The following is a 14,258-nucleotide window of genomic DNA, read 5'->3' as shown; positions in this document are numbered from 1 at the left end:
GCCTAATAAAAAGGTCGGGAAGGTATTTGATGATTAAATAAAAGTAAGTAAGAAAAAAAAAGAGGGAATTAATTCCCTCTTCTTCCTCCTCCTACGCTGACACCACCGCCTCTGGAGACACCTCCACCTCCACTACTAGGGGCGCTAAAGGACGACGACCTAGAGGGGGATGAAAAACTGCTACTTGGCGCTGTGGAGCGCTGTTGGTTGTAACTTGGTGCAGTGCTTCTGCTATTAAATCCGGGTGCAGAAGTACTTCTATTGCTTGGTGCCGCACTACGATTGTAGGATGGCGATGCAGATCGTGTTGGAGCAGTGTACCCCGAACGGGTATTGCCTTGGTTCACACTTCTATTGTTGAAGTTATTTGGAGCTGCCGAAGTTCGTGGAGAGCTGCTGTTCATTCTCGCATTAGGTGCAGAATACGCTCCACTTCTAGTGGCTGTTGCAGAAGTGGGACGTGTCACTACTGGAGAGCTGACATTTCTACGAGCAGGCGTCGCTGATGCAGATGGATTTCTGTACATATCATTCTGTGACCTACTAAAGCTGTTACGGTTAGCAGTGGAAGTTGCCTGACGCGCATTCGGCCCAGCTCCAATAGATTCTCTTCGAGCATTGGCTCTAGAAGATCCCGGCTCCACAGCACCACGGCTACGTGGGGTTGCATTGGCCAGGGATGATCCCATTGAAGGTCTGGCTCCGCGAACAATCTGACGGCCACCCGCCTCTCCACCTGGCATTATAATGATTGGGTTGAAGAACCCAGGCCGGTAAAATCCGCGCATCATCCATGGATCATAGAAGCCGAAGCCTGGACCCATCATCCAAGGATTTCCAAATACCAAACTGGTTCTCATCCATGGATTTCCAAATCCTACGCCAAAGCCAACATTAAAACCAGGTCGGAATCCAAAACCGGGACCCCAAAATGGATCAATAAATCCAGGTCCCCAAAATGGATCATAGAAACCACCCATAGGCCACATGCCCATTGGTCTCATCCCCATTCCCATGGGCCACATACCCATTCCCATAGGCCACATGCCCATTCCGAAAGTCGGTCCGCCAAAGAAATTATTGGTCACGTTTCCTGAACCGCCACGGAAATTGTCATAAGCGTCAATGTTACCGCCTTGGGGAGCAAAACTTTGTGTCTGGGAGTCGTCAAAATACACCGACCCCTCCTCAACGGGTTGAGTAGAGCGCTGGTATCTGGCGATATATTCGGGATTGACATTTCTGCTTGAAAAATTCTCCAGCTCCAAATCAGAAGATGGGGATTGTTCCAAGTTTCTAAAGTTATCCGCTGTGTTGTTTCTAACCGCAAATTCAGTGGCGATTCTTGCGTCTGACGCCATGAAATACAGGTTGTCGGCTTCACCCTGCATGGCACGCTGACCTGTGCTACAGGAGGCCAAACCGAGAAGGGCCACAACGCCCACGTACCGAATTGGATTTAAGTTGTTCATAGGAATGCAATTTATTACTCTCGTTTCTATATACGGCTGTATACCGGGAGGGTTATCATTTTTTGAATTATATTTGCCCGAATTCTAACTTCGAATATAAAGAGTTTTTTTAAATACAACAAAAATAAAAATGAGCAAAGGATTACCAAAAAGAAGCGAAGACTATTCGCTCTGGTACAATGAATTAGTTAAGCGTGCCGATTTAGCCGAAAATTCTGCCGTGAGGGGCTGTATGGTCATAAAACCGTATGGATATTCTATATGGGAAAAAATGCAGGCGGAGCTCGACCGAATGTTCAAGATGACCGGCCACACGAATGCCTACTTTCCTTTGTTCATCCCAAAATCCTTTCTATCCAAAGAGGCAAGCCACGTAGAGGGTTTTGCGAAGGAGTGTGCGGTGGTTACCCATTACAGGCTTAAGGGGGATGAAAGTGGCAAAGGCGTCGTAGTTGATCCGGAGGCCAAATTGGAAGAAGAACTGATTGTGAGGCCAACTTCTGAAACCGTGATTTGGAGCACTTACCGAAATTGGATTCAATCGTATCGTGACCTCCCGCTATTGGTCAATCAATGGGCCAATGTCGTTCGATGGGAGATGAGGACCCGTTTGTTTCTTCGAACCGCCGAGTTTTTGTGGCAGGAAGGGCACACGGCCCATGAAACCAGGGAGCAAGCCGTGGAGGAAACCAAGCAAATGCTGGGTGTCTATGCAGATTTTGTGGAGCAATTCATGGCCTTGCCGGTAGTACGCGGGAAAAAGACCGAAAGTGAGAAGTTTGCCGGGGCCGAGGATACATACTGCATAGAAGCGATGATGCAGGATGGAAAGGCACTGCAGGCAGGAACTTCCCATTTTCTGGGACAGAACTTTGCTAAGGCATTTGATGTGAAATTTGCAACGAGAAGTGGTGGTTTGGAATACGTGTGGGGAACCTCCTGGGGTGTTAGCACCCGTCTGATGGGTGCTTTGATTATGGCCCATTCCGACGATCAAGGGCTGGTTTTGCCCCCGAGGCTGGCACCTATTCAGGTGGTCATTATACCTATTTTCAAAAGCCAGGAGGAATTGGAGGCTATCTCTGTAAAAGCCAATGAAATCGCAAAAGGGCTTCGATCCAAAGGCATTTCTGTGAAGTTCGACGATCGAGATACCTATAAACCGGGTTGGAAGTTTGCTGAATATGAGCTAAAAGGTGTCCCCCTTCGTATAGGGATAGGCCCCAGAGATCTCCAGCACAATACACTCGAACTTGCCCGAAGGGATACGCTATCCAAGGAATCGGTTAATCTTGGAGAAGTGGATATCGCCCACAAGGTAGCTTCCCTCCTGGATGAAATCCAGCAATCGATTTACGATAAAGCGATGGCCTTTCAAAACGAAAAGACCACCTCGGTGGATAGATGGGATGAATTTGTCCAGGTTCTTGAGGAAAAGGGTGGCTTCGTATCGGCACATTGGGATGGTACGCCTGAGACGGAGGAAAAAATCAAGGAGCTTACCAAAGCGACGATCCGTTGCATACCTTTGGAACAGAAAAATGAATCGGGGCTTTGCATTTATTCCCAAAAACCCTCCCAGGGAAGGGTTTTATTCGCAAAATCCTACTAATGAACTGCCAGCCTGATCTTAGTATTGGGCTGGCTTTCTTTATATGTCCTCTCGGATACGATGGGATGCATGGTAATTCCTTTGGGAATGTTTTTGAATGCCGATTAAAAGGCCTATTTTCAGCCTGAAATCGTAGGAAGCCCCATGACCATATTGATAATTTCTTGCTTGGTTTTCTTCGGAGCACTTCTGGTTCTCACAGAAATCATTTTTATACCGGGTACTACCCTAATCGGTTTGCTGGGCCTTCTTTTTACCGCTTTGGGGGTTTATTATGCCTATCAGGTTTTGGAAGCAGGTACTGCCCATTGGGTCTTTGGAGGAACCGTGGTTGTCAATGGGATCCTGTTGGTAATAGGATTTAAGTCCGGGATATGGAACCGCTTTTCGTTGAAGGAAACGAATTCCGGAGGAACGTTCGACAATCGCCTTGACGGACTTGAAGTAGGTCAGGAGGGGGTGACCCGATCAGATTGTAAGCCCTTCGGCAAAGCCCTTTTTGGTGAAAATATTTACGAAGTTAAGTCAGAGGATGGCTTTATTCCCACGAACACCCGTATAAGGATCAATAGGATCGAAAACAATAAAATAATCATAAAACAATAAGCTATGGATTTATCGAACTCCACTTTTATTTTGCTGTCCGTGTTCGCGGGGCTCATCGTGCTGTTTATCTTCCTTTATTTTGTGCCGGTCAATCTTTGGATTACGGCCATATTCTCCAATGTAAAGGTAGGTCTGCTTGAATTGGTTGGAATGCGAATTCGAAAAGTCCCACCCAGTGTGGTGGTAAATTCCCTGATCACAGCTACCAAGGCAGGATTAAACTTGACGACCAATGATTTGGAAACGCATTACCTCGCGGGAGGTAATGTGCCCAACGTCATACGGGCGTTGATTTCAGCCGATAAAGCCAATATCAGCTTGTCTTTTAAACAGGCTACCGCCATCGATTTGGCAGGAAGGGACGTGTTCGAAGCTGTACAGATTTCGGTAAATCCCAAGGTGATCAATACGCCTAATGTAGCCGCCGTAGCCGCTGATGGTATCCAGTTGATCGCAAAAGCCCGAGTAACCGTACGTGCAAATATTGCGCAGTTGGTCGGAGGTGCAGGAGAGGAAACAATCCTGGCTAGGGTAGGCGAAGGCATCGTGACGTCCATCGGATCTGCCAAAAACCATAAACATGTGCTCGAAAACCCGGATAATATTTCCAAATTGGTGTTGGAAAGGGGATTGGATGCAGGTACAGCTTTTGAAATACTATCTATTGACATAGCGGATATTGATGTAGGCACAAACATAGGGGCGAAGCTGCAAATCGACCAGGCCTCCGCAGACCTTAAGGTGGCCGAAGCGAGAGCTGAGGAACGAAGGGCCATGGCAGTAGCGTTGGAGCAGGAGATGCGCGCCAAAAATGTGGAAATGCGCGCCAAGGTAACCGAGGCGGAGGCAGAAATCCCCAAAGCAATCTCTGAGGCGTTTAAGTCCGGAAACTTGGGCATTATGGATTATTACCGTATGGAGAATGTCAAATCCGATACCAGCATGCGGGATTCAATTGCGAACTCCGATGCAGAAAAAGGATCTGATCGGTCCAAAGGTGGCGAGAAAAAGTAGGATAGGAGATGGGCTTTAAAACGTTTGTACACGCCTAGTCGTACATTCCTAATAGGAACTAGTAACTCAAGTATTCTGTCAAAAGATAAAGGCCCGACAACATTTTAGGTGTCGGGCCTTTTTAACGTATAGGGCGTGACGGGTACTTCCAATCAGCCTTAGCGTTTAGTCATGTTTCAGGGCGTGAAAATCCCCTTGAATCCGTCCATTTTTTGATTGACTTGGGTATCCACGTTGAAGGAAAGTTGGACATTTTCCCACGCCATGGTGATTTTCGCCACTTTATTGTCTTCTGCTGAAATCGTGTAAATCAGACGCTCCTGTTTGCTACTGGTAGTAGTGGGAGTGGACTTGATGGCTACGATGTCGTCTTTGGCCAATGCTTCCTCGTTGATTTTATTATCTGTCATGTAGGCATAGATGGCATTCCCCTTGCCGTTGATATGAATAGTCCAAGCACCTGAACTCTGTGGAGTGATAAAAACAGTATACTTACCTGCAGGAATGTTTTTGCCTTCAATGCTGACAGGAGTACTGAACTCAATGGTTGTCGGGGCATTAGCTCCTGCTCTCCAAGATTCTCCGTATTTCTGCAGATCGCCAAAGATTTTTCTACCTTTGACTGCCGGGGAGGAGTAATCCATGCTGATCTTAGTGAAGCCCACCGTCTGGGTAACCTGTGCCGCAGGGCTTGCCGCCGGGGTCTGCAATTGGGCCAAGGCCAATTGGGGGACGCTTCCCAAAAGGAAGATGAAAAGGCTAAGAATGATTACGCGTTGATTTCTCATTTTTTTTAGGTTTTTGTTTCTGTGACGTTAAATTACGAAATGGTTTTGAATTTTCATGCCAGTTGGGAAGTATCCACCGCCGATGAAATTTCGTTTACCCTATGGTTAGTGAAGCGGGCTATTACATAAACTTGTGTCTTGGTAAGTTCATGATAGAAATTAAGCAACTCAGAATTATGGTCGCCATAATAGGATTATTGGCAGCCATGGTGTACGTCCTCTACCTATTCGGGGTTTGGGATTCCACTACGGTTTCGTGGGTATCAGCCATTGTGTTGATATCCAGTTACCTGCTGGGCCTTTATTTGCAGCGCATAGATACCTGACAGATGGCTTGTCTTACAAGGAATTCATCACCCAATTGTAGATGATTCCTGCGGCCACTCCGATCACCACGATCAGCGGCGAGGGGATTTTACTAAACTGAAGCAACACATAGGTGCCGATAATGGCCGCAATATTAAAAAGGTTGTTTTCCAACGGTTCGAAAAGCAAGTAAGCGGCGGCCATCAGCATGCCACAACTTACGGCATTGATGCCTTCCAGTGCGGCCCTCACCGGACGATACTTTTTTAAGGCATCCCAGAAACGGACTACAAAGAATATCAGGAAAGTCCCTGGAAGGAAAATACCGGCTGCTGCGATAAACCCTCCAATTAGTAGCCCCGCAAGGCCCCATTCCCGCATTGAAAGTGCCCCGATATACGAGCTGATGCTGAAAGTGGGGCCTGGTATGCTCTGCGAAATGGCATATCCGGTAAGAAACTCCTCTGAGCTTAAGTACTGTTTGAATTCTACAAATTCGGTGTATAGGTAGGGAACCAGCACTTGCCCTCCACCGAAAATCAGGCTGCCGTTTCGGTAAAAATTTTCAAAAAGACGGACCGGAAGCATACCCGTGTAGTGCCCCAACAAAGCGGCGCCTACCAGTACGCCTCCCCATAGCAGGAAATTACCCCATTCGATTTTGATCTTGGGATCCTCTTCGATAAACGGTTGCTTCTTGTAGTTGTGCGTTGTAATCAGCCCACCAATCAAAAGCATGGCGGGGAAGATGAATGGAGAGTTGTAGAAAAAAGCGATAAAAGCAGCTATCATCATCAGTATGGCCGCTTCGATGGTATGGATCATTTTTCGGATCGTTATCTGCGCGGCATAGATAATGTAACCGATAGCCATCGGCTGAATAAACTTTGCAAAGTTTAGTGAACCGGGGGTGTTTTCCTGCAAGTGGTCAATAAGCACGGCTGTCCCGATCATCAATAGAGTAGCCGGCATCACCCATACAGTCAAGGAAGCATAGGCGAGGAAGGGGCCGCCAATCCGGTATCCAATAGCGGAAATGGTCTGCGTGGAGGTGGGTCCCGGCAGTACCTGGCAGAGTGCGTTCAATTCAAGTAGCTCCTTTTCCGATAGGTATCGTCGACGACGCACCATGGTCTCTATGACCATAGCCAAAAATACCTGTGGGCCACCAAAAGCAGTTAAAGAAAGTATCAATACATCTTTGAGATAGATATAGTAGCGTACTTTCTTTATCTCCATGGTGCTTGTGGTTAGGTTGGGCGTATGATCAAGGGTAGCTTACTTTTTGAGTCCTAACTCCCTAAGACGCTCTTCGAGAAACTCTCCGGCAGTCATGTCCGAAAATGCTTTTGGATGCTGTGAGTCCACACAGCTAGCAAGGCAGGTCAGGTCCATTTCTGACCGGGGATGCATGAAGAATGGAATGGAGTAGCGGCTGCTGTTCATTTTGTCCCGGGGGGGATTCACTACCCGGTGAATGGTAGATTTGAGCTTTTTATTGGTAAGCCGCTCCAACATATCTCCCACATTGACGACAAGCTGATCGGGAAGCGCAGTTATTGGGATCCATTTCCCGTCCCTGCGAAGCACTTCCAGTCCATCCGCACTGGCACCCATCAGCAGCGTGATTAGGTTGATATCCCCATGCTCGGCAGCACGCACCGCATCCTCAGGTACCTCCTCCGGGTTGGTTATGGGAAAATAATGGATACACCGGAGGATGGAGTTGCCAAATCGGACTTTGTCCTCAAAATAATCTTCTGGCAACATCAGATGAAGTGCAATGGCCCTAAGCATGTGTTTGCCGGCATGCTCGATCGCGTTGAATACTTCCAAGGCTGTTTCTTTAAATTCGGATATTTCAGTAGGCCAGACGTTTGCAGGGTATTCCTGCTTGATAGGATCAGCATCGGGGATGGATTCCAAATCCTGACCTACATGATAAAACTCCTTTAAGTCCCCCGTATTCCGGCCCTTTGCGTGCTCTTTACCTTTTCCGGTATAGCCGCGTTGATAGCCTATTTCAGGATGCTCGTACGCTGATTTTTGATCGTCCGGCAAAGCGAAAAACCGCTGGATCACCTCGTAAAGTTTGGCTTGCAGCGATTCGGTCAATCCATGGTTTTTTATGGCTACAAAGCCAATATTTTGATAGGCATCCCCAAGGTTTTTTACAAAAGCAGCTTTCTGATCCAGATCACCGCTAACGAAATCGGCCAAATCCAGCGAGGGGATTTCTTTATATAATATTTCGGTCATGTCGTTTTACCATTTGTGGCGCAAGGTAAATTTTTTTACCCTAATTTTAAATACCTTTGGCCTGCAATACCAACCCATGCAATGAATAGAAGCATTTTCCCCCTTTTTATCGGCATCCTTTTTGCCTTTTGCGCCTGTTCTGGACGCGTGTCTGAAGATCGTGGAGTTTACATGGAAACAGAGGAGGCCGCAGCAGGATATCATGAGGGTTTGGAGGTGGTCCTTCAGCCAACTTCCTCCTTTCCAGATGCGATGATCGAAATGTATCGTCCGCTGGGCAATGAGGTGTTTCCAGAGGGAAAGGTGGAGTTTGAGTTCAATATCAAGAATTACCCCTTTGGATCGAAGCGTCCGTTCATGTTGGCAATCAACGGGACGGATGGGGAGGAGATATCGTATGCAGTATTTTCAAAAAACTTAGGAAAGGGAACCTACCGTGCGGTTGCGTACCTTACAGATGAACAAGGTCTTCTATTAAAGGAATTTGGAAATTACGTAGACCGCGATTTCAGGGTGGGGGATTCCCGTGCGTTTCCTGCGGCGGATGAACCCTACTTGTTGCTCAATCGCCCAAGGGACGGTGAGCGAATACCAGTTGGAGAGGGATTGGTGGTTGACTTTTTGGTAGTGTGGGGGGATTTAAAAGCCGATGGTCTAGAAGCGAAGCTATCGGTAGGGGATTTTGAATATCGTACCCAAGATCAGCAGGTTATTAGGCTTACCAACCTTGCCAAAGGGGAACATGTCGTGCGCTTGGATCTCCTACGAAAAGATGGTAAGGAGCTTTCCAATCCTTTTTCGTCGGTGTCCCGAAGGGTATTGGTTGAGTAATCAGCAGCTACATCAGGTTTCGTAACACGGGCAGGGATTTTATTTCCCCGAAATTTTCAAGGTGCAAGCGGTAAAAAACCAGAAGATCGTCCATTAGCTCTCTTTTGACAGCGCTGGGGAATGGCTTTACCACCTGTTCTCCGTTTTTGAGCAAGGCAGCCAACAATTCATGTTTGTGGACGTGGCCGGCGCTGGATTTGTTTATGGGGAGTTGCTCGTAAAATTCGCTGGCATGCTCTGGCTTAAATCCGAGGTATTCGGTCATTTCTATTAGAAATCGCAACGGGAATAACGCCAGATGTGCTTTTTCGTGATCGAGGAGCCGAATCGAACGGTGTAGAAAATCGAACAGTTGGTCATTTTGATAGTGCTCAGGGATAGACCGCCGTAGGGCTTCTACTACAAACAAGGCGGTAGTGGTGCGATGAAAATCGAAGGGTATCCTTGTAAATGCCATTTCAAGTTGCGCTTCGGAGATACGATGGATGTTACGGTTTTCCTTATCATAAACCACGAGCTCCAACAACGTCAACGGCTGGTAAAGGGCCATTTTCTGTGTTGCCTTAGCGGATCTCGCTCCATTTACAATGTATGATTTCATACCCATCTCACGGGTAAAGACATGCACGATGATGGATGTCTCCCTGTATTTCACATACCCTATGACGATTCCTTTGGTTTTTTTTAACATCACATGATCAGAAATTTTCCCGCTGCCCGCTCATTTCCTCCCTCATCCAGCACATAGACAATATACACACCTGGGCTAAGCCGCTTACCCTCATCGGTACGCATGTCCCATGTGATTTTTCCGCCTGCCACACGCGTAGTATATACCACGCGTCCGGAACTGTGTGAAATTTTAAGTGCCGCAAAATCCGTCAAGCCTTCTATGCTGAGCACACCGCTAAAGCCTGCATGGACGGGGTTGGGATAAATTTTGAGGTTTTCGAGTTTTTCCGAAGCTTGTACGGAGCTGGCCCTAAATGATAAAGCTCCCCTATCCGTACTTATAAACAACTCTCCTGTACGTTTATTTAAAGACAGCGAGTGGACGGATTGGCTTGGCAAAGGACTGTTGGCGGGGGTAAAATGATGAAGCACCCCTTCAAATCCTTCCGAAAATTGCCAGAGGCCCTGACTGGCAGTACCTGCCCAAACGCTTCTGTCTGGCGCGACAATCAATTGGGTAACCGAAGTATTGGCAAGCACTTGACGGTTTTGGAAGATTGGTAAAAGTGCATTTAAAGACGCAGTTTGGGTAAGCAGCCGGGTATTGAAAAAATACCCCAGCCCCTGTGTGGTGGCTATCCAAAGGTTTTGCTCCGAATCCAAGAAAATGTCCTGCACAGTATTGGAGGGTAGGCCGCCTTGTCCCAAGGTGTTGCCGATCGTTCGGTCCAAACCGGAAGATGGATTGACTACCCGGAGATTTCGGGCACCGCCCCTAGGGAGCTCCATCAGCCAGCTATTTCCGCTTCCATCCACCACTATTTTTTCTACCCTTCCCATTCCGGAAATGCCAAGGATCCTAAAGGCTCCGCTGCCCTCAAGGAGCCCTAGCTGTGGAGTTGCTCCTTCGGCAACCAAGTAAAGGTTACCTTGGCTGTCGCTCGCCATCGCCTGAACGCCACTATTGGGAGGAAGTGGAGAAAGGTTCACTTCTTCAAATTCATTCCCAACGAAGCGAAAAAGCCCGTTTTGAGCCCCTAAATAAAGGACTCCTTGTGCCTGTGCGACCGAAGTGATTCCTTCCGGGGTTTGATAGGTCTGCCATTTTCCTTGGTTAAAGTGGTCAAGAACCCGTTCCCACCGATCAAATGCATATAGATTATCTCCGGCACTGTAGAAAGTGGGTGATATTGAGCCTATCCCGTTTGGCGTCAGGGAAACCGAGTCGGGAAGCCTCCATAATCCAATGCCCGGAACAGCCAAATACATGGATTCGTCAGCAAGGTGAAAGTCAATCCAAGGTAGCGTGGTTGAGAAGGGAATAGGTTGAATATTTCCTAATCCGTTGATTTCATAGAATTGGTTTTCCATTTGGAAAATCAACCGACCATCCATCGTTTTGGCATTGGCTACACCAAAAGTGCCGGCCACCCACTCCAGTTTTTCGTTCTTCCATTGGTAAATCTGTTGGTCATTTCCGACTAAGTAAAGCGTCTCCCCAAGGGCATGTATCTCTTTGAACCCGGTCGAAGCGGATAGAGTTAATCGTCTCCAGTGATTGAAATCGTTCAGATTGGCATGGTGGTCACCGAATTGCAGGCCCTGTTCACTTAAGGCATAGATGCCCCTGTCCGTGATTGCCAGCCCTGTGATGGACAGGGCCGATCCGTTGGCGCCGATATTTAAGAAGGATCGTTTTACAAAACCATCCGATAGCGAAAGGGCGGCAATGCCAAACTCCGCCGCCAGCCAAGCAGTATCGCCAAACAAAACGATCTGTTTGATGCGTTTCCCGATGATCAACGCATTGTTTTTTAGGTCGTTTATACGTCGGACGCGTGTTTCATCGATCATCTCCAGGGTGCCGTCCTCATAGGCTAAGACCAGTGTCCTGGTGGGCGAGTGGTATGCCATCCGGCTTTTTGCCTGCCCATACAATCCGTCTTGATAACCCAACGGAGTTGGCGTTGGGCTGGCCTCAGAGATAAAAAAAAGGCTGTTTTCTCCCAGGGTGAATACGGTTTTTCCGGCACCGGAGAGTTGAAGTGGCTGAGTGTAATTACCGTGGGGCCTCCACGTTCCCACCGGGATATCTCCTTGGCAAAATGCATTCTGCCGGCCTACTGCCGCAAGGAAGCACAACCATATGGCCTTAGTTAGATGACTCAAAAAAACACTTTCTGCACCTTGCCTCATAACTTTCCTTTTCGCCAAGCATTACTTTTCCCCTGTCCGGCGAAAGTCTATAGCTAAACGATGCCAAATCTCCACATTTCATACAGATCGCATGTACCTTGGTGACAAACTCAGCCACTGCCATCAAAGCAGGCATGGGATCAAAGGGCCGACCTTCAAAATCCATGTCAAGTCCTGCCAAGATTACCCGTTTCCCGGATCGGGCCAGTTTGTTTGCAACGGCTACTATTTGCGCATCAAAAAACTGGGCTTCGTCAATTCCGACTACATCACAGGTTCCGGCAAGTAGCAGGATATCCTCGGCAAAATTTACGGGTGTAGACCGGATTGCGTTGGCGTTGTGGGAGACTATATCTTCTGCATGATATCGCCTGTCCAAAGCCGGTTTAAAGATTTCAACCTTTTGCCTAGCAATCAGTGCGCGGTTCAATCGGCGTATCAGCTCCTCGGTTTTTCCGGAAAACATCGATCCACAGATCACCTCGATTTGTCCCTTCCCGTCTTGATGGGGCGACTTGCCGGGCGTTGGTTCTACGAACATGGCATAGCATTTATCCCTTTAACAGTTATCACTGGCGTTTGTGTCGATATAATTCAATAACTTTACCCAAATTCGGCACGTGATTAGCTAGCCCTTTTGTCGGGAGCAGTGGCTGATGAAATCAGAAAAGAATACGGACTATCTATCGATATGGCACAATCCATTGATCAAAGTTACTTAAAAGAATATTCGGGGCAATTCGCAGAACGGATTTGTTCGGGATTTTTTGCGGACAAGCAATACATTACCGGGAACGAAATCATTAGCCTTACCGCCTGTAGGCAGCTTAATCTGATGGTAATCAAATCGCTGTTTGGGGCATGGCAATCGGAGTTGGAAAAGCTTAAGAAAAATCCCTTTTTTGACTATGGGTCGGAGGAAGTAGCTGAAGCTCTCCGGGATTTCATGAACGTGCTTTCGCAATCAATAAAGGTTTCAAGGGTTAATTTTCAGCCATTGCTTCTGCAGGCGGTTGAGGATACGGTACTATTTGCGGTGGATCCCCGCATTTTTTTGGAGATTGAGCTTGCCTACAGCGCCGGCGCAAATTTGGAGGTATATTTCAAAGAAAATAAAAAGTACATCAAATGGCACACAGATTTATGGTCTGAATTAGTGCAGGCGACAGAGCGGTTTTCTCTACCCGAGTCCCTGTCGATGGCATTTGATGAGTTAGTTGATAAAAAACGGGACAGGCTGGCTGATCCGCAGGACCTGTTAAAGCCATTGAGCGACATCACTTGGTTGGATTTGGACAGGCTGACCGGTGCCAATCAGCCCGCACCTCCCTCAGGTCAGCAGGGCTATCAGCCGCTGCCGGAACTGAAGATTCCTTCCCAATCAAGTACACCGTCTGCTCAGCGCTATGACGAGGAACAGCCTTCCATTGCGTTGGGGCAGGAACGGATTGATCCCGCCTTGGCTTGGGCGCGGTTTGAACGGGAATCCTATGGCCTGATCAAGGGGTCGGTGAGGAAGCTGTCCGAGGATATCGGTATCAATCAGCGGTTTATGTTTACAAGAAAGCTGTTTTTCGGCAACCCTGAGAACCTTAATGCAGCCCTTTCCGATCTCGATGCCACAGAAAGTTTTTTTGACGCCGTAGAGTTGCTAAATGAAAAATACATTGCCCAGCTGGGATGGGACCTACAGTCAGAAGAGCTGATCGAATTGCTTTTCTTGATCTTTTTGAAGTTTGATGTAAAGAACTGATCGCGTGGATTTAGAGGCGCATTATGGATTCTTGGATATACAGGCCAGAAACCAGGTTCTGGAGGAGGGCTTTGGCTTTGATAGACTTATCGATGATCCGGGCGATAGTCGCCGGGGCCTTACGCTTCTGTTGCGGCCGGGACAGGAACTAGCGGAATCATTTGGCCGGTTTACGGATGCCGTCAAGCAGGTGGTTCCTGGTCACCATTTATACGGGCCATTGGATTTTCATGTAACGGTGATACCCATTATTTCCTGCTATTCGGGGTTTTCGTTGGAGGGTGTTTCCATAGGGGAGTACCTTCCGCTGATTGATGCATCAATCCAAGGAATAGGGCGGATTTCCATACGTTTTAGGGGTGTATTTATGTCGCCATCCTGTCTCATGATTAAAGGATATCCGGAGGATGGTGAGCTGGAAAAGCTGCGTGAGAGTCTTCGGAGGTCTTTTGCAGGCAGCAGCTTAGAGCAATCCCTTGACAAGCGGTACAAGTTGGTAACGGCACACAGTACGGTGGTGCGGTTTAAGCATGCCGTTGAAAATCAAGAAGCCGTTTTGGAGGTGTTGGATCGTTTTTCCGGGTATGAATTCGGGGTCCAGGCCTTTCACGAAGTTGAGTTTGTTTTTAACGATTGGTACCAACGGGCCGGGTTGGTCAAACTGCTAGCCTCATTTCCTCTTTTAGCAAACCCGTCCTGATCCAATCGATTTTTGGCGAGTAAAGGATGTAGACGCTGTACATGGCTTT

The 14,258-nt window shown here is 47.7% G+C and carries 14 protein-coding genes; 7 read left to right on the top strand and 7 right to left on the bottom strand.

The features are described 5' to 3' along the window. Window positions 1–68: 68 nt before the first annotated feature. Window positions 69–1,472: a hypothetical protein gene (locus ADIS_RS20265; RefSeq protein WP_010856592.1), complete on the bottom strand. Its 1,404-nt coding sequence runs from the start codon at window positions 1,470–1,472 to the stop codon at window positions 69–71. A 130-nt stretch (window positions 1,473–1,602) separates the two neighbouring features. Between ADIS_RS20265 and proS the strand changes: the two genes are divergently transcribed. From proS to floA, 3 genes are all read left to right on the top strand, one after another. Further along, complete coding sequence (proS, locus tag ADIS_RS20260; RefSeq protein ID WP_010856591.1) at window positions 1,603–3,084, top strand: proline--tRNA ligase; 1,482 nt, start codon at window positions 1,603–1,605, stop codon at window positions 3,082–3,084. Between the two features lie 144 nt (window positions 3,085–3,228). Beyond that, window positions 3,229–3,690 (top strand): NfeD family protein, encoded by a 462-nt coding sequence (locus ADIS_RS20255; RefSeq protein WP_035807152.1) that lies wholly within the window; start codon window positions 3,229–3,231, stop codon window positions 3,688–3,690. A gap of 3 nt (window positions 3,691–3,693) precedes the next feature. Further along, window positions 3,694–4,704: a flotillin-like protein FloA gene (gene floA / locus ADIS_RS20250; RefSeq protein WP_010856589.1), complete on the top strand. Its 1,011-nt coding sequence runs from the start codon at window positions 3,694–3,696 to the stop codon at window positions 4,702–4,704. A 176-nt stretch (window positions 4,705–4,880) separates the two neighbouring features. Here the strand turns inward: floA and ADIS_RS20245 are convergent, their stop codons facing one another. Then, a complete protein-coding gene (locus ADIS_RS20245) occupies window positions 4,881–5,492 on the bottom strand; it encodes a DUF2911 domain-containing protein (RefSeq protein WP_010856588.1) in 612 nt (203 codons plus the stop codon). Window positions 5,493–5,668: 176 nt separating this feature from the next. Between ADIS_RS20245 and ADIS_RS20240 the strand changes: the two genes are divergently transcribed. Continuing rightward, window positions 5,669–5,818, top strand: coding sequence for a hypothetical protein (locus ADIS_RS20240; RefSeq protein WP_010856587.1), 150 nt, complete (start codon window positions 5,669–5,671; stop codon window positions 5,816–5,818). A gap of 13 nt (window positions 5,819–5,831) precedes the next feature. Here the strand turns inward: ADIS_RS20240 and chrA are convergent, their stop codons facing one another. Both chrA and ADIS_RS20230 read right to left on the bottom strand, forming a co-directional pair. Next, window positions 5,832–7,037: a chromate efflux transporter gene (chrA, locus tag ADIS_RS20235; protein WP_010856586.1), complete on the bottom strand. Its 1,206-nt coding sequence runs from the start codon at window positions 7,035–7,037 to the stop codon at window positions 5,832–5,834. A 39-nt stretch (window positions 7,038–7,076) separates the two neighbouring features. Continuing rightward, window positions 7,077–8,057: an isopenicillin N synthase family dioxygenase gene (locus tag ADIS_RS20230; RefSeq protein WP_010856585.1), complete on the bottom strand. Its 981-nt coding sequence runs from the start codon at window positions 8,055–8,057 to the stop codon at window positions 7,077–7,079. Between the two features lie 81 nt (window positions 8,058–8,138). Between ADIS_RS20230 and ADIS_RS20225 the strand changes: the two genes are divergently transcribed. Next, window positions 8,139–8,888: a phosphopeptide-binding protein gene (locus ADIS_RS20225; protein WP_010856584.1), complete on the top strand. Its 750-nt coding sequence runs from the start codon at window positions 8,139–8,141 to the stop codon at window positions 8,886–8,888. A 7-nt stretch (window positions 8,889–8,895) separates the two neighbouring features. Here the strand turns inward: ADIS_RS20225 and recO are convergent, their stop codons facing one another. Genes recO through ADIS_RS20210 form a run of 3 tightly spaced genes read right to left on the bottom strand, consistent with a single transcriptional unit; the run spans window position 8,896 to window position 12,297 of the window. Beyond that, window positions 8,896–9,579, bottom strand: coding sequence for a DNA repair protein RecO (gene recO / locus ADIS_RS20220; protein WP_010856583.1), 684 nt, complete (start codon window positions 9,577–9,579; stop codon window positions 8,896–8,898). After that, window positions 9,579–11,756, bottom strand: coding sequence for a PorZ beta-propeller-like domain-containing protein (locus ADIS_RS20215; protein WP_035807150.1), 2,178 nt, complete (start codon window positions 11,754–11,756; stop codon window positions 9,579–9,581). Before ADIS_RS20215 ends, recO begins: the two co-directional genes overlap by 1 nt. Next, the gene (locus ADIS_RS20210; protein WP_010856581.1) at window positions 11,713–12,297 is read right to left on the bottom strand and encodes a thymidine kinase; all 585 of its coding nucleotides are present in this window, start codon (window positions 12,295–12,297) and stop codon (window positions 11,713–11,715) included. Before ADIS_RS20210 ends, ADIS_RS20215 begins: the two co-directional genes overlap by 44 nt. Before the next feature lie 150 nt (window positions 12,298–12,447). Between ADIS_RS20210 and ADIS_RS20205 the strand changes: the two genes are divergently transcribed. Further along, window positions 12,448–13,509 carry a hypothetical protein gene (locus tag ADIS_RS20205; protein ID WP_035807169.1) on the top strand — a complete coding sequence of 354 codons (1,062 nt, stop codon included), beginning with the start codon at window positions 12,448–12,450 and terminating at the stop codon, window positions 13,507–13,509. 4 nt (window positions 13,510–13,513) lie between these two features. Beyond that, window positions 13,514–14,209, top strand: a complete 696-nt coding sequence (locus tag ADIS_RS20200) for a 2'-5' RNA ligase family protein (protein WP_010856579.1) — start codon at window positions 13,514–13,516, stop codon at window positions 14,207–14,209. Window positions 14,210–14,258: the final 49 nt, after the last annotated feature.

The sequence above is a fragment of the Lunatimonas lonarensis genome (assembly GCF_000390185.1).
Taxonomy (GTDB): Bacteria; Bacteroidota; Bacteroidia; order Cytophagales; family Cyclobacteriaceae; genus Lunatimonas; species Lunatimonas lonarensis.
Note: the sequence above shows the minus strand (reverse complement) of the source record. Positions and strands in the feature narration are given on the sequence as shown.

Bases quoted from the DNA above. Each gene is read 5' to 3' on its own strand.
- ADIS_RS20265 (WP_010856592.1), bottom strand. From the start codon at position 1,472: ATGAACAACTTAAATCCAATTCGGTACGTGGGCGTTGTGGCCCTTCTC.
- proS (WP_010856591.1), top strand. From the start codon at position 1,603: ATGAGCAAAGGATTACCAAAAAGAAGCGAAGACTATTCGCTCTGGTAC.
- ADIS_RS20255 (WP_035807152.1), top strand. From the start codon at position 3,229: ATGACCATATTGATAATTTCTTGCTTGGTTTTCTTCGGAGCACTTCTG.
- floA (WP_010856589.1), top strand. From the start codon at position 3,694: ATGGATTTATCGAACTCCACTTTTATTTTGCTGTCCGTGTTCGCGGGG.
- ADIS_RS20245 (WP_010856588.1), bottom strand. From the start codon at position 5,492: ATGAGAAATCAACGCGTAATCATTCTTAGCCTTTTCATCTTCCTTTTG.
- ADIS_RS20240 (WP_010856587.1), top strand. From the start codon at position 5,669: ATGGTCGCCATAATAGGATTATTGGCAGCCATGGTGTACGTCCTCTAC.
- chrA (WP_010856586.1), bottom strand. From the start codon at position 7,037: ATGGAGATAAAGAAAGTACGCTACTATATCTATCTCAAAGATGTATTG.
- ADIS_RS20230 (WP_010856585.1), bottom strand. From the start codon at position 8,057: ATGACCGAAATATTATATAAAGAAATCCCCTCGCTGGATTTGGCCGAT.
- ADIS_RS20225 (WP_010856584.1), top strand. From the start codon at position 8,139: ATGAATAGAAGCATTTTCCCCCTTTTTATCGGCATCCTTTTTGCCTTT.
- recO (WP_010856583.1), bottom strand. From the start codon at position 9,579: ATGTTAAAAAAAACCAAAGGAATCGTCATAGGGTATGTGAAATACAGG.
- ADIS_RS20215 (WP_035807150.1), bottom strand. From the start codon at position 11,756: ATGAGGCAAGGTGCAGAAAGTGTTTTTTTGAGTCATCTAACTAAGGCC.
- ADIS_RS20210 (WP_010856581.1), bottom strand. From the start codon at position 12,297: ATGTTCGTAGAACCAACGCCCGGCAAGTCGCCCCATCAAGACGGGAAG.
- ADIS_RS20205 (WP_035807169.1), top strand. From the start codon at position 12,448: ATGGCACAATCCATTGATCAAAGTTACTTAAAAGAATATTCGGGGCAA.